This is a genomic window from Microbacterium thalassium (assembly GCF_014208045.1).
GTDB lineage: Bacteria > Actinomycetota > Actinomycetes > Actinomycetales > Microbacteriaceae > Microbacterium > Microbacterium thalassium.
The window spans coordinates 2116337-2136115 of record NZ_JACHML010000001.1 but is presented as its reverse complement, the minus strand read 5'-3'; the positions used below and the strand labels follow the sequence as shown (position 1 = coordinate 2136115).

The 19779-nt window shown below is 67.1% G+C and carries 22 protein-coding genes; 6 read left to right on the top strand and 16 right to left on the bottom strand.

Going from position 1 to position 19779, the window contains the following annotated elements; translation table 11 throughout:
• Positions 1–27: 27 nt before the first annotated feature.
• The gene (locus HD594_RS09795; RefSeq protein ID WP_184750792.1) at positions 28–762 is read left to right on the top strand and encodes a glutamine amidotransferase; all 735 of its coding nucleotides are present in this window, start codon (positions 28–30) and stop codon (positions 760–762) included.
• Between the two features lie 45 nt (positions 763–807).
• Here the strand turns inward: HD594_RS09795 and HD594_RS09790 are convergent, their stop codons facing one another.
• Together HD594_RS09790 and HD594_RS09785 are read right to left on the bottom strand one after the other, a co-directional pair.
• The gene (locus tag HD594_RS09790) at positions 808–1500 is read right to left on the bottom strand and encodes an NAD(P)H-hydrate epimerase (protein ID WP_271171219.1); all 693 of its coding nucleotides are present in this window, start codon (positions 1498–1500) and stop codon (positions 808–810) included.
• Positions 1497–2540: a YihY/virulence factor BrkB family protein gene (locus tag HD594_RS09785; protein WP_246413970.1), complete on the bottom strand. Its 1044-nt coding sequence runs from the start codon at positions 2538–2540 to the stop codon at positions 1497–1499. Before HD594_RS09785 ends, HD594_RS09790 begins: the two co-directional genes overlap by 4 nt.
• Positions 2541–2652: 112 nt before the next feature.
• Here HD594_RS09785 and HD594_RS09780 point away from each other — a divergent pair, with 112 nt between their 5' ends.
• Positions 2653–4320: a GspE/PulE family protein gene (locus HD594_RS09780; protein ID WP_184750791.1), complete on the top strand. Its 1668-nt coding sequence runs from the start codon at positions 2653–2655 to the stop codon at positions 4318–4320.
• Between the two features lie 90 nt (positions 4321–4410).
• Here HD594_RS09780 and HD594_RS09775 read toward each other — a convergent pair whose 3' ends face one another.
• From HD594_RS09775 to HD594_RS09710, 14 genes are all read right to left on the bottom strand, one after another.
• Positions 4411–5646 (bottom strand): type II secretion system F family protein, encoded by a 1236-nt coding sequence (locus tag HD594_RS09775; RefSeq protein ID WP_184750790.1) that lies wholly within the window; start codon positions 5644–5646, stop codon positions 4411–4413.
• Between the two features lies 1 nt (position 5647).
• Positions 5648–6787, bottom strand: coding sequence for a type IV pilus twitching motility protein PilT (locus HD594_RS09770; protein ID WP_271171218.1), 1140 nt, complete (start codon positions 6785–6787; stop codon positions 5648–5650).
• Position 6788: 1 nt separating this feature from the next.
• Entirely contained in the window at positions 6789–7460 is a 672-nt protein-coding gene (locus HD594_RS09765) for a hypothetical protein (protein ID WP_184750789.1), read from the bottom strand.
• On the bottom strand, positions 7460–8113 hold the full coding sequence (locus HD594_RS09760; RefSeq protein ID WP_184750788.1) for a hypothetical protein: 654 nt from the start codon (positions 8111–8113) through the stop codon (positions 7460–7462). Before HD594_RS09760 ends, HD594_RS09765 begins: the two co-directional genes overlap by 1 nt.
• Complete coding sequence (gene pilM / locus HD594_RS09755) at positions 8110–9150, bottom strand: pilus assembly protein PilM (RefSeq protein ID WP_184750787.1); 1041 nt, start codon at positions 9148–9150, stop codon at positions 8110–8112. The genes HD594_RS09760 and pilM overlap by 4 nt, the downstream gene beginning before the upstream one ends.
• A 54-nt stretch (positions 9151–9204) precedes the next feature.
• Complete coding sequence (locus tag HD594_RS09750; protein WP_184750786.1) at positions 9205–10026, bottom strand: prepilin peptidase; 822 nt, start codon at positions 10024–10026, stop codon at positions 9205–9207.
• A 3-nt stretch (positions 10027–10029) separates the two neighbouring features.
• Entirely contained in the window at positions 10030–11604 is a 1575-nt protein-coding gene (locus HD594_RS09745) for a hypothetical protein (RefSeq protein WP_184750785.1), read from the bottom strand.
• Positions 11595–12119, bottom strand: coding sequence for a type II secretion system protein (locus HD594_RS09740; protein WP_184750784.1), 525 nt, complete (start codon positions 12117–12119; stop codon positions 11595–11597). The genes HD594_RS09745 and HD594_RS09740 overlap by 10 nt, the downstream gene beginning before the upstream one ends.
• 5 nt (positions 12120–12124) lie before the next feature.
• On the bottom strand, positions 12125–12487 hold the full coding sequence (locus tag HD594_RS09735; protein ID WP_184750783.1) for a type IV pilus modification PilV family protein: 363 nt from the start codon (positions 12485–12487) through the stop codon (positions 12125–12127).
• An 86-nt stretch (positions 12488–12573) separates the two neighbouring features.
• Positions 12574–12951 (bottom strand): prepilin-type N-terminal cleavage/methylation domain-containing protein, encoded by a 378-nt coding sequence (locus HD594_RS09730; RefSeq protein WP_221446593.1) that lies wholly within the window; start codon positions 12949–12951, stop codon positions 12574–12576.
• A gap of 302 nt (positions 12952–13253) precedes the next feature.
• Positions 13254–14168, bottom strand: a complete 915-nt coding sequence (locus HD594_RS09725; RefSeq protein ID WP_184750782.1) for a DUF2510 domain-containing protein — start codon at positions 14166–14168, stop codon at positions 13254–13256.
• Positions 14169–14350: 182 nt separating this feature from the next.
• On the bottom strand, positions 14351–14860 hold the full coding sequence (locus HD594_RS09720) for a hypothetical protein (RefSeq protein WP_184750781.1): 510 nt from the start codon (positions 14858–14860) through the stop codon (positions 14351–14353).
• A gap of 301 nt (positions 14861–15161) precedes the next feature.
• On the bottom strand, positions 15162–15458 hold the full coding sequence (locus HD594_RS09715) for a DUF1905 domain-containing protein (protein WP_184750780.1): 297 nt from the start codon (positions 15456–15458) through the stop codon (positions 15162–15164).
• Entirely contained in the window at positions 15455–15877 is a 423-nt protein-coding gene (locus HD594_RS09710; RefSeq protein ID WP_184750779.1) for an SRPBCC family protein, read from the bottom strand. Before HD594_RS09710 ends, HD594_RS09715 begins: the two co-directional genes overlap by 4 nt.
• Positions 15878–16040: 163 nt before the next feature.
• Here HD594_RS09710 and HD594_RS09705 point away from each other — a divergent pair, with 163 nt between their 5' ends.
• The 4 genes from HD594_RS09705 (at position 16041) to HD594_RS09690 (ending at position 19767) form a co-directional block, all read left to right on the top strand.
• Positions 16041–16829 (top strand): alpha/beta fold hydrolase, encoded by a 789-nt coding sequence (locus HD594_RS09705; RefSeq protein WP_184750778.1) that lies wholly within the window; start codon positions 16041–16043, stop codon positions 16827–16829.
• A 167-nt stretch (positions 16830–16996) separates the two neighbouring features.
• On the top strand, positions 16997–18379 hold the full coding sequence (locus HD594_RS09700; protein ID WP_184750777.1) for an HNH endonuclease: 1383 nt from the start codon (positions 16997–16999) through the stop codon (positions 18377–18379).
• 101 nt (positions 18380–18480) lie between these two features.
• The gene (locus tag HD594_RS09695) at positions 18481–19320 is read left to right on the top strand and encodes a formate/nitrite transporter family protein (RefSeq protein ID WP_184750776.1); all 840 of its coding nucleotides are present in this window, start codon (positions 18481–18483) and stop codon (positions 19318–19320) included.
• Between the two features lie 21 nt (positions 19321–19341).
• Positions 19342–19767, top strand: coding sequence for a DUF1294 domain-containing protein (locus tag HD594_RS09690; RefSeq protein WP_184750775.1), 426 nt, complete (start codon positions 19342–19344; stop codon positions 19765–19767).
• Positions 19768–19779 lie beyond the last annotated feature (12 nt).

The window sequence follows — 19779 nt, the reverse complement described above, 5'->3', positions numbered from 1 at the left end:
CCGTTCAGGCCGTACGCTGGTGTGGCCATGAAACCGTTCGTCCTGCTCGCGACGCGCGCCGAAGATGTCCCCGCCGACGAGGAGTACGAGCTCTTCCTGCGCTACGGCGGTCTGACCGAGCGCGACCTCATCCGCGTGCGGCTCGAGTCCGAGCCGATGCCTCACTTCGACCTCGACGAACTCTCGGGGTTCATCGTCGGCGGCGGCCCGTTCAACGCCTCGGACCCGTGGGACAGGAAGTCGCCCGTCCAGCGCCGGGTCGAGGCGGAGTTCCAGGCTCTGCTCGAGCGGGTCGTGGCCCGCGACTTCCCGTTCCTCGGCGCCTGCTACGGCGTCGGCACGGTCGGCTCGTATCTGGGAGCCACGATCGACGGCACCTACGCCGAGGCGGTCAGCGTCGTCGAGGTGTCGATGACGGATGCCGGCGCCGCCGATCCGCTGCTGGCCGGCATGCCGCCGACCTTCGGCGCGTTCGTCGGTCACAAAGAGGCCATCTCGCTGCTGCCGCCGCAGGCGACGCTGCTGGCGTCGTCGCCGACGTGCCCCGTGCAGATGTTCCGCGTCGGCAGCAACGTGTACGCGACGCAGTTCCACCCCGAGCTCGACGTCGAGGGCATCACCACCCGCATCCACGCCTACGCCGACTACGGATACTTCGCCTCGCACGAGCTCGAGCTGACGCTGTCGGCCGTGCGGCGCATCGCGGTCTCGCATCCGTCGCAGATCCTGCGCGCGTTCGTCGAGCGGTACGCGCGGTACTGACCCCTCGGCCGGCGCTCCCCTCCTGCCACGCCGGCGTCCGGCTGCTCAGCCCGCCGCGTCCACGATCCGCGACACCTGCGCGGTTCCGGCGGGCTCGACAGCGTCCAGCTGTTCTCGCAGTCCGATGTCGACCAGCACGATGTCGCCGGTCATCTCGGGGCCGCGTCCGCGGACGAGGCCCGTCTTCACTCCCCCGAACGTGACGGTGACGGATGCCGGCAGCACGGCGTCGTCGCACTCCCCCGTGTTCGGATGCAGGCCGCTGGGCAGGTCGACGGCGACGACGTGGGTTCGCCCGGCGCGGACGGCGGGGAGCAGCGCTTCGACGGCCTCGCGGGCCGTGCCCCGCAGCGCCGGGTCCTTCGTCGAGCCGATCCCGAGGATGCCGTCGAGGACCAGGTCGTAGCCCGCGGCGGCGTCCCGCACGTCGGGGAGCTCAACGCGGCGGGCACCGGCCGCGACCGCGGCCGCGAGTCCCTCTTCGTGCACGCGGGTGCCGACGATGAGCAGGTCGACCGAACGCGTCTCGGCCAGGTGCGCCGCGGCGAACAGGGCGTCGCCGCCGTTGTTGCCGGAGCCGGCGAGGATCAGGATGCGGGCCCGGGCGGCATCCGTCATCCCGCTCGCGACGCCGGCCAGGGCGGCCGCGGCGCGCGCCATGAGCGGCTCGCCCGCGTCGAGAAGCGGCTCCTCGGCGGCGCGGACCTGCTCGGCGGCGTACGCGGGCACCTCGATCACGAGCCCGCACGCTCCTTCTCTTCGGCCTCGCGCGCGATGCGCAGCGCGTCGACCGCTGCCTCGACGTTCAGCTCGGCCTGCTTGACCTTGCGCTGCGCGAAGGTCGCCGCACCGTACTTGTGGCGTACGCGGTCCTCGGCCTCGCGGGCGCCCACGACGATGTACGCCGACGCGATGAGGATGACCTGCGCCGACAGGTTCACCCACAGCAACAGGGCGATGAGCGACGCGAACGATGCCAGCAACGGGTTCGAGGTGGCCCCGCCGACGAACAGGCTCGAAAGCTGCTGCAGCACCGTCAGACCCAACCCGCCCAGCAGGGCACCGGCCCACAGCGCACGTGCCGGCGGCTTGACTCCCGACAGCACGAGGAAGAGCGCGATGATGGCGCCCACGTCGAGTGCGTAGACGACGCCGACCGTGACGCCGGTGGTGAGGACTCGGTCCAGCACTCCCCCGTCGGGGCGTCCGAGCCAGTCGAGCACGAACTCGACGCTGTACGTTCCCATGTACGTGACGACGGCGGATGCGACGAGCGCCAGCGCCGTGCCGATCGCAAGCAGCAGGTTTCGCAGCAGCTTCCAGACGTAGGCGATGTCGTCGTACGCCGTCGAGGCGATCATGCGCATGGCCATGCGCAGCGAGGTGATCGCTCCGATCGCGGCCAGGATGAGTCCAACCCCGGAGATGATGCCGGTGAGGGTGAGACCGCTCGGCGCACCGATGTTCTCGGGGTCGATGATGCCGCCCGGACCGACGAGTCCGGGGATCACCGCGTCCAGCGCCTCGATGATCGCCTCGATCACGTCGGGATTGCCCGAGAGCCACAGCGCCGCGAACGAGAAGCCGAGCAGGACGCCGGCGAAGATGCTGAACAGCGCGCGGTACGTGACGCTGTCGGACAGCATCGGCCCGCGCTTCTCGGTGTAGAGCAGGAACGCGCGCACGATCTTGAGGGTCAGCACCCACGCGATGATCTTCTTGACCAGCCCCATGACGGCGTCGTAGACGCCCTTTCCCCACTCGATCAACCCCCGCATGGGGGCCACGATACCGATCCGCGGAATCCGGCATCCGGGGCTGGACAATCGCGTCCGAGGCGTTCACAAGACGGCCATAGGATGTGACGAGGGGCTGGGATTGGGGAATGCCGTGAGGGGACTCGCACAGACGCTCGTACTCACCGGGGCGGTTCGCGCTGCGGACATGTCGGCCGCGCTGGCGCAGTACGGCGACACCGACGAGATGGTCGAGTACCTCGCCGGCCAGCAGCTGATCACGCACGGGCAGATCGCGGAAGCCATCGCGCTGAACTCGGGGCACCGGTACGTCGACCTCACGAGCCTGGCACTCGACCCGAACATCATCGCGCTGGTGCCCAGCGCCGTGTGCCGCAAGTATGCGCTCATCCCGATCGATCGTCGCGGCGATCGCCTGATCGTCGGCATCCTCGACCCGACCGACATCGTCGCGCTCGACGACGTGGCGAGCGTCACCGATCTCTTCGTCGAGCCTGTGGTCGTGGCCAAGGACGCTCTGGGGCAGATGTTCGAGCGGTTCCTGCGTTCCGATGAGGAACTGAGCGAACTGCAGGCGTCGATCGAGGAGACGTCGTCCGGGCCGAGCACCGCCTTCACCGAGGAGATTCAGGACGGCGACAGCGACGCGCCTGTCGTCCGATTCGTCAACCTGCTGATCGCGCAGGCGATCAACGACCGTGCCAGCGATATCCACGTCGAGCCGGGCGAGCGTCAGCTCACCGTGCGGTTCCGCATCGACGGCGTGCTGCACGAGATGCAGAAGGCAGACCGCGCGATCCAGGACGGCATCATCTCGCGCCTGAAGATCATGTCGTCGATCGACATCGCCGAGAAGCGGCGGCCGCAGGACGGCCGGCTCTCGGTGTCGCACGACGGACGCACGGTCGACCTCCGTGTCGCGACGCTCCCCACCGTGTGGGGCGAGAAGATCGTCATGCGAATCCTCGACAACACCGGTCAGACGATGTCGATGCGCGATCTGCTCTTCTCGAGCATCAATGAGCAGCGGTTCCGGGACGCGATCTCACGACCGCACGGGATGGTGCTCGCGACCGGTCCCACAGGCTCCGGAAAGTCGACCACGCTCTACACGGCGTTGCGCGCCGTTGCGAATCCGAAGATCAATGTGATCACGGTGGAGGACCCGGTCGAGTACCGGATCGGCGGCATCAACCAGGTGCAGGTCAACAACCGCGCGGGCCTCACCTTCGCGTCGGCGCTGCGATCGATTCTCCGTTCCGACCCTGATGTCGTGCTGGTCGGCGAGATCCGCGACAAGGAGACGGCGGTCATCTCCGTGGAGGCCGCGCTGACCGGCCACCTCGTGCTGTCGACCCTGCACACGAACGACGCGCCGTCCGCGCTGACACGACTCACCGAAATCGGGACAGAGCCTTTCCTCGTCGCGACGGCGTTGTCTGCCGTGGTCGCTCAGCGCCTCGCGCGGAAGCTCTGTGGCAAGTGTCGCATCCCGTTCACCGAGAGCACCGAGGTGCTGTCGTCCTTCGGGTTCCCGCATGACCCGAACGACGTGCCGGAGCTGTACAAGGCGAATGGATGCGAGTCGTGCTCCGGCACCGGCTATCGCGGCCGCATCGCCCTCCATGAGGTCATGACGATGAGCGACGAGATGGAGCACCTGATCGTGACGCGCGCAACCGGCACCGAGATGCGCCAACTCGCGATTCAGCAGGGCATGGTGTCGCTGCGCGACGACGGATGGGCGAAAGTTGCGCAGGGTTTGACCACGATCGAGGAAGTGCTGCGCGTCTCGCTGTAGCGAGACATGGCGTCGCCCCGAGCGCATCGACCTAGCACCCGGGGCGGCTGTTCTGCGGCGCGCGATGGGATGCGCTGCCCCAGAGTTTCGCTACTGCTTACTCAATTCGCTGTACAGCGAGAAGATCGGCAGGTAGAGCGAGATCACCATGCCGCCGATGACCACGCCGAGGCCGACGATGAGGACCGGCTCGATGGTCGCAGAGAGCTGAGACGTGGCAGTCTCGACCTCATCTTCGTAGAAGTCAGCGATGCTCGAAAGCATCTCGACCAGCGTTCCCGACTCCTCTCCGACCGACACCATCTGTGGCACCATCGCCGGAAAGACTTCCGCCTTCGCCAGCGGTACCGCGAAAGACTTGCCGGCGCGGATCGACTCCTGCACATCGTGGACGGCTTGCTCGACCTTCCAGTTGTTCGACGCCTGGCCGACGATCGACAGCGCCTGAATGATCGGCACGCCCGCATCGAGCATCATCGAGAGGTTGCGGCTGAAGCGGGCGACCGCCATCTTCGTGGCGACGGGACCGAAGATCGGCATCTTGAGCCGGATCGGGTCGACGACCTTGCGCACGCGTTCCGTGTGGCGGTTCCTCATCCACCAGATCCACACGGCCGACACCACGATGAGCAACAGCGGGAGGATCCAGACCATGTTTTTCGACAGGACGACGAGGATCTGCGTCGGGAGCGGAAGCTGCGAGCCGAGACTCGAGAACATGCTCTCGAAGACCGGCACGATGAACGTGATCATCGCGAGCACCCCGAGCATGGCGATGATCAGCACGATCGTCGGGTATGTCACAGCCGCGCGGATCTTGTTCTGGAGCTCTGCCTCCTTGCGGTAGTTCTCGGCGATCGATGCAAGAGCGGAACCGAGGAAACCGCCGGTCTCTCCGACCCGCACGATGCTCAGCATGAGCGGCGGGAACACCTCGGGATGTCGCGCCATCGCTGCTGACAGCGACGACCCTGCTTCAACGTCAGCATGCACTCCGACGAGTGCCGGCTGAAGACGCTTGTCTTCGGTCTGTTCGATGAGAATCGAGAGCGTGCGCATGAGGGGCAATCCGGCGTTGATGAGACCGGACATCTGCTTCGCGAAGATCGCCAAGTTCTTTGACGATACGTGCTTGGTGAAGCCGGGGATTCTGATCTCCATGTTGAGACCGGACTTCGACACGGCGACGACGTCAAGAGGTGTCAGGCCCTGGGCCCTCAGCTTCGCGCCCACGGCAGATTCGCTCGCCGCCTCGATCGTGCCCTTGACTACCGCACCCCCGTGCGGGTCGACCGCGCGATAGCGAAATTCCTGCACCACGGCCATGTCAGACTCCCGCGTCCTCGTGGTGCCACTCGCCCGCCCGGTGGCTCCATTCCTCTGCGTCGAGATCGCGCGCCTGAACGTAGACATCGTCGAGCGACGAGGGATCGACGGCGTACGATTTGGCGACGTTCCGGGAGATGACGCCCTCACTGACCAGTCGTTTGAGGTCCTGGTCGAGGGTGTGCATGCCGACACCCTGCCCGGCCTGCATGGCCGAGTAGAGTTGCGCAACCTGTCCCTCACGAATGAGATTCGCCACCGCGGGCGTGTTGAGAAGGACTTCGGTCGCGATCGTGCGTCCCTCGGTCTGAGACAGGGGCATGAGGGTCTGACTGATGACCCCTTGCAGCGTATCTCCGAGCTGAGCACGGATCTGGTGCTGCTGATCGGCCGGGAATACGTCGATGATTCGGTTGATGCTCTTCGCTGCCCCCTGCGTGTGGAGCGTCGACAGCACCAGGTGGCCCGTTTCGGCAGCCGAGAGGGCCGCGCGGATCGACTCAGGATCTCGGAGCTCGCCGATCAGAATGACGTCGGGGTCCTGGCGCAGGACCCGGCGCAGGGCCTCGGCGAACGAGCCGGTATCGGCACCGATCTCGCGCTGATGTATGAGCGCCTTCTTGCTCTCGTGATGGAACTCAATCGGGTCCTCGATCGTGATCACATGTGCAGGCAGGGTGTGGTTGACGATGTCGACCATCGCGGTGAGAGTCGTCGACTTGCCCGACCCGGTGGGGCCCGTGAGCAGGACGAGACCGCGCGGTTTGAGTGCGAGGTCGCGGCAGATCTCCGGTGCACCGAGCTCTTCCAGGCTGAACACTCGGCTGGGGATGAATCGCAGAGCGACAGCGATAGCGCCGAGTTGGCGGTACACGTTGACGCGGAAGCGGCCGAGTCCTTCGGTCGCGTGTGCGAGGTCGACCTCATGGTGCTTCGTGAACTCCTCATGCTGGCCGGGAGCCATCAGCTCGAAGGCTGCCGCCTCGAGCCACGACGACGGCACAGGGTCGTCGTATCCCGGTATCGGTGTGAGGTCGCCGTCGACGCGCATGAGTGGGCGCGCATCAGCAGTGAGATGCACATCCGACGCACGAAGGCGTGCGGCTGTCTCCAGCATGCTGTCGAGGAGCATCGCGGTCATGTCAGGCCTCCGGAAGGACGAAGGTGATGGCGGAGATGTTCACGTCATAGCCGGTGCCCGTAGGCGTCACGACCGACTCGATGCTGCTCAACAGTCTCGGGCCTCGGCGCAGATTGTCGAGGAACCGAACGGCGTTGCCGAGGTCGTTCGTTGTGACAGCGATCGTGAAGTCGACCTGCTGGCGGCCATCGGCGAGAGCGGTTCCCGCAGTCGCCGGTGCTGACGCGGACGCCTCCGCTGCGGCATCGCCCGTCGCGTCGTCTGAAGGCGCCTGCGTCGTGTCGGCGGGCGCCTCGGGTTCCTCGCCCGCCGCGAGCGGTTCGGTTCGAACGATGAACGCAGCGTTGTCGCCGGCGGCGATGCTCTGCACATCGACGTCGGCCGACGACGCCGCACGAGCGATCACCTCGAACACGTCGTCGAGCTCGTTGGTCGCAGGGATCTGACTGCGCAAGTCGGCCACCGAGGCGTCGATCTCGTCCATTCGCTCGGATTCAGCCCGCAGGCCATCGACTTGTGCCTGGTACAACGAGTTCGTCTGTCCCACTTGCGCGGTCTGAGCACTCGTCGTCAGCGACTGGAGGTAGATGGGGAGGGCGAATAGGGCGATGGCCAGCCCAATGATGGCGATCGTGATGATGACACCGACGAGGTTGATGAGGGTTCTGGGCATCACTCGCCGCCTTCGGTCTCGAGGTAGCGGCCAGAGTAGATCGACTGGTCGAAGGTGATTGAGAGTTCGTACGTGTACTGACCGACGGTAGACGAGCTCGTCGCGACGAGGCTCCCATCGGCGTCGATCACCCCGTCGATGCTCCGCATGGACCTCACCGTCTGCGCGATGTCGATCACATTCGGGCTGCTGAGGGTCAGCGTGCCGATGAGACCGGGCTCAAGTGCGGGGTCCTCCCCCTGTGGAACGCCGCCTGCGATCAGGTTGAAGCCGATCAGGCTCACCTCACCAGGCATGGTGCTTTCGAGGGAGTCGATCACAGGTGACCACGCGAAGTCCGACCCCATCGACTCGGCACGGAAAGACGTCAGGTCCCGCTCCGTGCTCAGCGCTGTACTCACGTCGGAGAGGGTCGCCAATTCGACCAACAGATCATTGGTGCGAGCCTGTTCTGCGGCAAGCCGCTGATCTGCGAACCAGTTGAGCGCCAGGGCCCCTGCGATGACCAGAACGGCTGCGAGGACGGCACCTCCGATGCCCCAGACCCAACCTCGAAGAGTAGCGTCACGCTGACGGCGCTCAATCTCGGACCGGGGAATGAGGTTCACACGGGGCACTCCCCCGAACGGCACAGCGGGAATCGCGGCGGTCACTTGGCTCCCTCCCCGAACAGCACGCCAGCCGTCGCGACCGCGTTGAACGCGAGGTCGTCGGTCAGCGATCGATTACGTGCGTTCACGAACTGCTCGAGACGAATCGGCACCACGGGGACGTCGAATGAGCGCTCGATCGCGTCCGCGACGCCCGGTGCGACGTAGCCCGCTCCGCTGACGAACACCTGAACAACGCGCGGCGCGCCCTCGCGCCCCTGGAAAAACGAGAGCGTGCTGCGCAAGCGGGCTACGACATCGGTCACACCGGACGTTGCCGGCGCACTGCCCCGCAGAGAAGCGCGGGTACCCGACCGACGCGGGAGAATGCCGCTGGCTCCGACCGGCTCCAGGACCTCTTCGATCTCGGCTTCGGCCATGGGCATCATCGTCGGCTCCCGCTGCGACGCGGTGGTCGCGATCTCGACCGGGATGATGCGCACGAAGTTCGGGATCCCATCCGTGGCGACCGTCACGTACGACGTGTGATCGCCGAGGTGGATCATCGCAACGGTGTCGCCGGGCTGAGCGACTCGCTTCGCGACGCGGGCGAGCCCGAAGGGCACGAGGTCCACAGCCTCGACGCTCAGCTTCGCCTTCTTGAGGGTGGCGATCATCTGCTCGATGTTGTCGGAGACTGCCGCGACGAGCAGCCCTGTCACCTGGTCGCCCACCTGCCCCAGGGGGTAGAAGTCGAGCACAGCCTGAGACACCGGCACGGGAAGAAGATCCTGGACCTGGTATGGCAATGCCTGTCGCAGGAGTTGCGGGGCCATAGCCTGGGTGGTGTACTCGCGCACCAGAATGCGACGACTGCCCACGCCCAGTGTGACTCGGCGTCCCTTGAAGCCGGCGCCCATCCACAGAGTACGCAGCGCGACGGCGACGGCGTCCTGATCGAGGACTTCGGAGTCGCGCGCCGTCTCACGCGGGAGCGGAACTTCCCCGGCAGCGATCAATGCTGGAGAGCGCCCGGTCGTCACTTCGACGCCGCGCACACTCTCCTCGGTGATTTCGAGGCCCACGAGCGTCTTCGCCATGGTCTCTTCCTTCCTTCCCCTTGTTGCGTCCCGCGGCGGCCGAAGCCGCTCCCATCACGCGGTGACGAACATCCCTACATACCAGCGCGCGATCTGCTCGCCGGTCAAGACTCCGAACCATGCACCGAGGATCATCCACGGCCCGAACGGAATCGCGGTCTTTCGCCCCGCGCGCCGCGTCAGCATGAGCACGACGCCGTACACACCACCCAGCACGAAAGCGGCGAATGCTCCCACGGCGAGTGCCCCCCACCCGATGTAGCCGAGATAGAGACCGACGACACCGGCGAGCTTGACGTCTCCTCCACCCATTCCGTCCGGGCGGGCAAGCCGTAGAAGAAAGTAGAACACGTACAGCACCGCCATGCCGATCCCGGCACGAATGAGCGCTATCCAGTCGGCGGTCAATGCGCTTCCGACGGTCAGCAACGCGGCTGCAACTATGTAGCTCGGGATGACGATCACGTTCGGCAACCGGTGCGTGTCCAGGTCGATGAGCGTCAGCACGACGCTGATGCTCACGAAGTAGAGGTACGCGGCTACGAGGACGGCGAGCCCCCACCTGGCCCCCGACTCCGTCGTGCTCAGCAGCCACCATGTCGTTCCTGCGAAGGCGAGCCCGGTGATCGCCTCGACGATCGGATATCGCATCGAGATCGCCTCGCCACACGACGCGCACCGCCCCCGCAAGAAGAGCCAGGACAGCACGGGCACATTCTGCCACGGCTTGACCGGGGCGTCGCAATGGGGGCATCGGCTCTCGCGCAGCAGCGAGATCCCGGCAGGGACGCGATACGCGACAACGTTGAGGAACGATCCGATGAGCAACCCGAATAGTCCTGCGACGACGATGCTGTAGGTGGCTAGGGGCGTCACGGGCTAGCGCTCCGTCTGAAAGAGACGGTCGCCCAGGCTCTGCACCACCGTCGTCGGGACGGAGTCTTCGTCTGTCTCGATGCGGCAGCTGATCTCCTCGAAGACGGGCGTCCAGCTCATCGGCTTGCAGTTGATGCTGGCGCCGTTGTTGAAGTTCACCGAATTGCCGGCGGTATAGAACTGCCCGGCATAGTCGACGCGGACGGTACCGCCGATCGTGCAGGGCGAGTAGATCATGACCCGAGCACCCATGGACGTCACGCCGTTCGCCGTTGTCAGGTCGTCCGGACCTGTGCTCTCGCAGGTGGGGGCAGGCTCGCCATCGACATACGACAGGTTCCGGTCCTCGTGGACGAAGACAAGCTGCGGAGCAGCTTCGAGGGCCACGCCGCTGGCACGTGTGACGTTGCCGTCGAACTTGACCTTCATCGTCTTCTGCGCGGGTACGACGAACACCACGTCGCGATTCACCTCGAGGGTCGGAATCGTGATCGTCACGGAGTTCCCCGAGCACTGGGTGTAGTCGATCAGCAGTCGTCCTGTTCCGCGGAGCTGCGACGCTGTCGGGTTCTTCAGGCAGCCTGACGTGATCTCGTCGTCGGCTCCCCAGCTGTCCTTCCCGAAGTCGATCCACGCGGTCATGCTGTAGACATCCTCGAGCGTGGGGTTGAAGTCCGGAGCGCCGGCGCCCTCGAATGTCCGTTCAGGCGGGACCTCGTCCCAACCATCGCTGATGTCGATCGTCCCCGCGGCACGGACGTCGCCGAGCGCCTGGCCATTCGTGCCACCACTGCCGTGCAGATCGACGTTGGCACCGGCGTGAATGTCGCCGGTGATGACGACACCGTTGTTCGACAGATCGACATCACCGACCTCGGTAACGATGTCACCGTCTACGCGGACGAGTTGGCTGTTGGAAGCCACTTCGCCGTAGGAGTAGATCGACCCGGTCACATGGCAAGAAGTACTGAGCGAGACGGTGCCGTTCACAACATAGAGATCGCCGTTGATCACAGCCTCGTTCGGACATGTGTAGTCGCCCTTGCGGACCACGAGGTCGCCGTCGTAGATCGACTTCTGGCCGCCCACGTTGCCGGCGAAGTAGGCGAGCGTGCCTCCGGGGGTTTCTTCAAGTGTCTTGACCCAGCGGTAGACGGAATCGATCTCCGCTGTTGATCCGTCCGGGCCGGTTCCGACGGAATTGATCAGGATGAACTCGGTCGCCTCGGTCGGGCACGTATCTGCGTCGAGCGTGGCGTCGTCGTGCGATGTCGGCACCGTCGTCGACGCGGTCGTATATACGGTCGCGCTGTACTCGGGCGACGTGCCGGTGACTGCTCCGGTGATCGAGCAGCTCGTCGCCACCGCCGCAAGCGCAGCGTCACGACCCGACTCCGCCGCGACGAATGCGTCGAGGTTGTCGCGGTTGTCGTCGTTCGCCCGAATCGTGAACATCACCGCGGCCGCGATGATGCTCGCGATGATGAAACCGACGAACATGACGACGACCACGGTCACCAGCACGGCCCCGCGCTCATCGCGGTCCGCGCGGCGGCGAATCCAATCCGCTACCAGCATGAGTCACTGTCTCCCTCTTGAACGGAGCGGGGTGACACCTTCCCGGCGAAGCGCACGGGCGTCGAGTCGGTGTCGATCTCGAAGGCATATGCGATGACCCCCGGGACCGAGTCGTCGAAGTAAGGCGTCGAGCCCTGCGACCGGATGCCATCCTGCCAGTCCGCCCATGATGTGGCGTTCGCCGGGAGTGACGACGATCCTGTGGCGAACTGCGCCGTGCCGTCCGCAGTCAATCGGAAGCCTTGGCACTTCAGATCACCACCGAGCGACGTGCTCACGCGCAGGATCGTGCCTGAACCCGACACCTCGTAGTACACCCCGTTCCTCACCGCGCGCTCGATCGCAGAACCGACGACTTGACCGCGGTTGGTCGCCTGGGTGACGCTCGTCACTTCTTCCTGCGCCTTCCACGAGTTGAAGAAGATCGACGCGATCGCGACCAGAAGGACTCCAGATACCACGACCGCGACTATGAGTTCGATCAGACCGAGCCCACCATCGTCGTGAGTGCGCACTGTTGTCATGGGATATAGATGAGCGCCGTTGTTGACGCCAACACTTCTCCACCCGTACTCACCTGCAGAGTGAGCGTGGCCGCGCTGCCCGATGCACAGCCGGCAAGCGATCCGGAGCTCACCAGTTCGTTGCCCGAACCGTCGGATTCGGTCCGCCCGATCACGTCAGGGATCGTCGTGCAGTTCTCGAGGCCACGCGCCTCCTCCACGAGCGAGTTGAGGAATCGGGTGGCGGTTGCCGTCGATGACTGCTCCGACGACAGGATGATTCCCTGCCAGAGAGCGGGAAGGATTGCCACCGCAATGGCTCCCAGCAAGAGCATCGCAACGATGACCTCGACAAGCCCCAGTCCTCGATCACTCTGCATTGGTTGCATTTCACTCGGGTCGATGGTTTGCGGACACCAAAGTCGCTTCCTGGAGGGGAATCCCGCCTCCAGGAAGCGACTTCGGACTAGCAGCCGGGGCCAGACTTGGCCACGTAGTCGGTCGCGCGGTCGTACGTCGCCTCCGCACACACGGAGTTGATCGCGGCGCCGGTCGCCGGCTGGCCCTGGAGCGTGATCTTCGCGTCACCCGTCTTGTACGCGGTGACGGTCTCGTTGTTCGCGAGCTGCGCAGTCCACTGCGTCGCAGCGGAGGCTGCCACCGCCTTGGTGGCGTTCTCCTCAGCAGTGGCCTGGATGCTGCCGAAGACCGGGATCGCAATCGCGACCAGAACGCCCAGGATGACGACGACGACGATGAGCTCGATGAGCGAGAAGCCCTTCTCGCCGTTCTCCTCGCGGCGGGCCTTTTCCGCCTCGAGGTAGTTCTGGATGAATGCACGCATGTGCGGAGTACTCCCCTACTTGATGGATGTGTCGGCTCCGACGTCCACAGGGCGTGCGTGGGTCCTCAGTGACCCCGAGTTCCCAGCATTCCCAGCTTCCCAGAGCAGGATCCGACACGAATCGGGTACGTGCCATCACCCCAAGACGATCCTTGATGTCGCTCGTCGCCGAGTCAATGCTGCTTGCTTGCGCTCGGGTAAAGACTTCCTCAAGAAACCCCTGTCCGCGATACTAGGCCATCGAACGCCGCTGTGAAGGACCGTTCACACAATCGAAATCTTGGGGCCCACCAACTCGACGATCACCGGGGGATCACGCCCTCGACCCACTCGGCGACGTCCGAGAAGACGGCCGGCAGCTCGAATCCGATGACGAGACTCGCCGCGACGGTCACCGCGCAGGCGAGGGCGCCGAGCGCGGCGATGAGCGCGAGGACGGGCGTGATCCACGTGATCGAGCGACGGACCGCGGTCGCGATGCCGCCGATCGCCAACGCTGTCGACAGCAGCAGCAGGGCGACCACGAGCGCGCTGACCATGCCCGCCAGCGCGCGATCTTCGACCCGCAGCCACCAGATCGCCGCAGCACCGCCGATGACCGCGATCAGCGTGACGAGCAGCGACGCGCGCACGAGTCCGTTCCGCCGCGACGGAACCACTGAGATGGGCAGCCGATCACCGGTCGACGGGCCACTCGCCTGTCGGGGCTGGTACACCACGACCGGCGGGGGGATGCGGTCGACCTTGCGCCCGCCCGGGGGCACGACGTTGTCGGGAATCGGACCGACCTGGCCGGCTGCTCCGAACCCGGCGGTGAGGGCGCCATCGTCCGCCTCGCGCGAGGGGGCGGCCGGCATGCCGATCGTCGGCGAGATGTCCACCGCGCTCACCGGCTGTGTCGCCGCCGGTTCGTCGGCGGGCGGATCCACGACGGCACGCCACGTCACGGGGTTCGGGGCCGCGGGTGCGGCGGCTGAGCCGAGCCCGTCTGCCTCGATCGAAGCTTCGCGCTCCGCGGCGCGGCGGGCCGCTCGCGACACGGGCTCTGACGCCTCGTCCGACCGGTGCGGTCCTCCGTTCGACGACGGAGCCTCGTCGACGAGGCGGTAGTGGTCGGTCCAGGCGCTTCCGTTCCACCAGCGCAGGCGCGGGCCGGCCTGCGATTCGGCATACCAGCCGGGTGCCGGAGACGCGGACGACGGTGTATCGGGCATCATCCCCCCAGGCGATACATGGACCGATGGCCAGGGTAGCGCGCCGCGCGAGTCGGATGCCTCAGGGTTTCTCATGGTTTTCGCCAGTCCGGGCGGTCATCGCCCCGCTACTCAGCCTCTGCTCTCCGGGGGCTGACCCGCCCGACCATCCCTGAAAGCTCGACCTTCAGGAACAGCCGCACGAGTCAGTCGTTACTGACGACGGGCTTGAAAAGGTTGGCGATGTTGCCCTCGCCGCTCTGCGAGAGGACGTGGTACTCCCAGGTGCCCCAGATCGCGTTCTCGGGGTCGCCCTCGTAACGCGGGTCGTCCTCGTGGACGATCAGGTACTTGTAATGGGTGCCGTCCGAGCAGTTGATGTTGTTGATGATCCACCCGGTGTCCATGAACGGGTCGTCACCGAAGTCGGCGCGGTAATTGTTCACGTAGTCGCACTCGAGCAGGCTCTGCTGATCCAGGTCCCCCGGGCTGGCGACATTGCCCTGAATGCGGCCGTCACCGAGGTCCCAGTACCAGCCCCCGTTGCCGTCCTCGGCGTAGTACGAGGTGTAGTGGCCGGTGACGTAGCCGGTCTCCTTCTTGGACTGGCCCGGGTTGACCGTGACCGACTGCGCGGCCATGGCCGGAGCCGCCGTCCCGAACGCGAGCGCGCCCGCAGCGGCGAGACCGAGGATGCTCTTCGTGATGTTCTGCATTGCTCTCCTTGTATTGCACGGGCGAAGTTGCCCGGTCGGCCGAGAAGGTCATGCCTTCTCGACCGGCCGCACGACTCCGACCTGCGGCCGACCCCACGACGGCGCATGCAGACAACCATCGCGACGGATGGTGCGGCATTCTGCCCCCCGTGAGCAGCCCCAGCTTGCTCATCTGCTCAATCATCGGCCGCCAGGCTACCCCGCGCACCCGCGGCGTTCGCTCAAGGTTTCTCGATGATTTGCGCGTTTCTGCCCAATGACTCGAGCGAGCCGCGGTCAGACCCGTCGTGGCCGCCGCGATTCAGTCGAGGACGTCGAGCCGGACCGTCGCCCGCTCCCCCTCGGCCAGCGCCTCGGCATCGCGAACCGCCTTCTTCAACGGCAGCACGTACGCCCCCATGCTCTTGTCCGGGAAGATCGACGTCGCCCACGCGGACCCGCCGATCATGGCTCTCACCTTGACCGAGCCGAATCCGCGCTGCGGCCGTGGGATCTCACGGATGTCCTCGCTGAGCTCGGGCGGCACCGCGACGAAGAACCAGGACGCATCGTCGCGCGCATCCCACCGGAACACCTCGGCGGTGAACTCGACGATCACGATTCCACCCCTCTGCGCCGCGCCACCAGCCGGTCGAGGCAATCCGCCCACCCCTGCTCGTGGCTCGCGACCTCGTCCTCCGTGAGCAGCCCCGAATGCACGACCCGCACGCGCGTGCCGCCGCCGTCGACGGTGTCGAGGCTCACCTGCACCTCGGTGACATGGTCCTCCTCGCCCTCCCAGCTCCACTGCAGGCGCATCACGTGGGGTGCGTCGAGCGACACGACGGTGGCCACGACCGCCATCGACGCGGGCACGGAGCGCACCAGCCACGAGCCCGCGGGCTCGGGAACGACGTGGGCGGCGGGCTCGAGTGACGCCGGCCAGAACCACTCCTCGAGCGACGCCGGATCGGTCCAGTCATGCCAGACGGCGTCGAGCGGTGCGGCCACCTCGACTTCCTGCGTGAGCTCGAACATGGGCGCAACGGTACTCGCGCCCGGCGACACGGGGTAGGCGGCCGGGCGCGCCGTGGCGACGACTCGCTCATCGACCGGGAACGGATGCGGCGGCGCGCACGGATCGCCACGCCGACCACCGCGCCGGTAGCGGCATCCGCCCCACCGGCGTAGCGTCGAAGACATGGACGCGGTCGAGGTCGACGGCCTCCGGATCGCTTACCGCCGAGCGGGGGCGGGCGACCCGCTCCTGCTCCTGCACGGCGGCTTCGAGGACTCCCGGCTGTGGATGGACGACATCGAGCGGCTCCAGGAGCATGTCGACGTCATCGCGTGGGACGCCCCCGGCTGCGGGGCATCCGACGACGTTCCGGACGGATGGCGCGCCGCGGACTGGTCGCGGACCGCGGCATCCTTCATCGACGCCCTCGGGCTCGAGCACCCCGCCGTCGCCGGATTCTCGTTCGGCTCGACGCTCGCACTGCTGCTGGCCCGTGACCACCCGGAATCCGTCGGCGGACTCGTGCTGGTCGGGGCGTACGCGGGATGGCGCGGATCGCTGGATGCCGACGAGTTCGCGCGCCGTGTCGAAGCCACGCAGTTCACGCTGACGCATCCGGTCGAGGAGTGGGTCGACGACTTCCTCGCCTCGGTGTACACCCCCGAGACGCCGCCGCGACGCCGGAACCTCAGTCGCGAGCTCGTCGACCACTGGCGCAGGGACACCACGCGCGCACTGCTCGATGTCATGATGCTCGATCTGAGCGGAGCCCTGGGCTCCATCGCGACGCCCACGCTGGTCGCGCGCGGCGTCGACGACACACGCAGTCCACGTGAGGCCGCGCTCGAGATCGTGGAGCGGATGCCGGACGCCCGGTTCGTCGAGATCGCGGATGCCGGGCACGACGCGTCCGGACCGGCGCTCGACGCTCTGCTCATCGAGGCCGCGCACGCGGCGGCGGCGGTGCACTGACGCGAGGTGCTCACGCGCACACGCCGGGCTTCACGCGTTCGTCTCGGCGACCCGGGACGCCCCGATCGGGACCAAAGGTTCTCCTACACAGCCGGGATATTCTCGCGCCATCCACAGCGCCGGCCCTGGCGCCCTCGATGTCGGAACCCATCCCTACTATCGAACATATGAACGATCCCCTCGCCACCCTCGACGAGGCATACGCACGCCTGCGTCAGGCATGGGCGGGGGCGGATGCCGACGACTGCGCGCCCGTCGCCGGGCTGGGCGATCGGCTAATCGAGGTCAACCGCGCCCTCGGCGCCGTGCGTCGCGCGGCGGACGGGCTCCACTCGGCCGTGGCGGCCGAGATCGCGCGCGAGTCCCGTCCCGAACTCGGGCCCGAGGGCCTCGCGCGCAAGCAGGGATTCCGCAACCCGACGACGCTCATCGCCACGACCCTCGGCACGACGCCGGGCGAGGCCGTGCAGCTCGTGAAGGTCGGCGAGGCGACGGCACCGCGGACGACCCTGACGGGCGAGGCCGCACCGCCGAAGCATCCGCACGTCGCCACCGGCACGACGTCCGGCGCGATCAGCACACGCGCCGCCGGGATGATCATCACGATGCTCGACCGGGCCGCGCTGCGCGCCGACCGCACCGCGCTCGAAGACGCCGAACGGATCCTCGTCGAGCAGGCCGAGAACCTCTCGCTCGATCACCTGTCCAAGCTCATCGCTCGCGCCGAGGCGCACCTCGACCCCGACGGGCTCGAGCCGCGCGAGCGCGACGCCCGCGGCGAGCGCAGCCTGCGTGTCTACCAACGCGGGGGCATGATCCACGTCACCGGCCAGTTCGACGCCGCGGACGGCGCGATCGTCAAGACCGCGATCGAGGCCGTCGTGACCGCGGACTTCCGTCGCGCCAACGCCGGCGGAGGCGCACCCGCGGGCGAGCACCCCGGCTCGGGTCGCGACGAAGACCTGCGCTCGCTCCCCCAGCGTCAGGCGGATGCGATGACCCAGCTCGCACGACACCTGCTCGGATGCGAGCACAACGACCAGCCGATCGCCGGAGCCACGGTCGTCGTGCGCATGACCCTCGAGGACCTCGAGAACGGCACGGGCCACGCCCTCATCGACGGCATCGATCAGCCGGTCAGCATCTCGGCCGCGCGCCGGCTCGCGGCAGGCGGCCGCGTCATCCCCTGCGTCTTCGACGCCCACGGCGAGATCCTCGACTGGGGACGCGAGAAGCGCCTGTTCACCAAGGCACAGCGCCTCGCGCTCGTCGAACGCGACGGCGGATGCGCCAAGTGCGGCGCTCCGCCAGGCCTCACGCGCGCCCACCACATCCGCTGGTGGACGAAGCATGCCGGACCCACCGACTTGTCGAACGGCGTGCTGCTCTGCGAGTCGTGCCACCACCACATCCACGACAACGGGTGGGAGATCCGCATCGACGGCGGCACGATCGCGGGGACGGTGTGGTTCATCCCACCACGCCACGTCGATCCCGGTCGAAGACCACGACTCGGAGGGAGACGCAGGTTCGACTACCTCGCGGCGTAAGGGCGGCACGGTGCGCCTGAACGTCCCCGGCGCGGCGGCGCGAGCAGGTGCTGGGACCTTGGTCCCAGTTTGTGGTCAGACCACATTGGTACCCTGGCGCGGTGAAGACGATCGAGCACACCCTGCAGTTCCAGGCGGATGCAGCCGAGCACAAGGTCGACAGCGCTCGCCATCCGCTCCGCTACACCGTCCAGGCGATGCTCGCCGGCGCCTACATCGGCGTCGGCGTGGTGCTGATGGTGAGCGCCGCCGGCCCCCTCGTCGCCGCCGGCGATGGGATGGCCAAGCTCGTCTCGGGGCTCGTGTTCGGCGTCGCCCTGACGTTCGTCGTCTTCGGCGGGGGCGAACTCGTGACCTCGAACATGATGACCCTCACGCAGGGCGTCGCGATGCGCAGCATCCGGTGGTGGCAGGGAGCGGGCACCATGCTGTTCTCGTTCACCGCGAACATGATCGGCGCCTTCGTCTTCGGCGGCCTGGTCGCCCTGTCGGGCGTGCTGCACGCGAACGCGGCCGGCGGCGAGATGCTCGACGGGATGCTGCTCGCGAAGGCGGCCGAGAGCCCCGCAGAGCTGTTCGTCCGCGGCATCCTGTGCAACTTCCTGGTGTGCCTCGCGATCTGGATGTCGGCGCGCGTCACCTCGGACGGCGTGAAGATCGCGCTCATCTTCGCCGCGATCCTCGCGTTCATCACCTCGGGGTTCGAGCACGTCGTCGCCAACATGACCACGTTCGCGATCGGCTTCTTCACCGGCGCCGAGGGGGCGACGGCGGCGGCCTTCGGCTCGAACATGCTGTGGGTGGGACTGGGCAACCTCGTCGGTGGCGGACTGCTCATCGGGCTCGCGTACTGGTTCGCCGGGGGCCGTCCCACCGTGCACACCGGCACGCTCGAGCCGGCGCCGCAGACCCCCGAGGTCGCGGCCGCGTCGCACCGCTGACGACACCCTAGGATCGGGCCCATGCCCGCATCCTCCGCACGACCCCGCACCGGCGCGACGAAGGAACGCGACCTCTCGCGGCCGCTTCCGGCCGCCCTGAGCTGGTCGGTCCTCGCGCTCTTCACCGCCGCACTCGCGGTCGCCTGGGCGCTCGTCCCGCTCGCATGGTGGGTGCCTGCCATGTACGGCGCGATGAGCGTCGTCGCGTTCGGCGTGTACGGATTCGACAAGCTGGCGGCGACGAAGGGCTGGAACCGCGTCTCCGAGAGCACGCTGCTCACGCTCGGTCTGCTGTGCGGCTGGCCGGGGGCGCTCGCGGCGCAGCAGCTGTTCCGCCACAAGACGCGCAAGCGGTCATTCCGCCGCCCGTTCTGGGGCACCGTCGTCGTCAACGTCGTCGCGCTGGGCGCCGCCGTCGCGGCGGTCGCCTTCGGCATCCTGCGCTGACGCCGGCGGAGC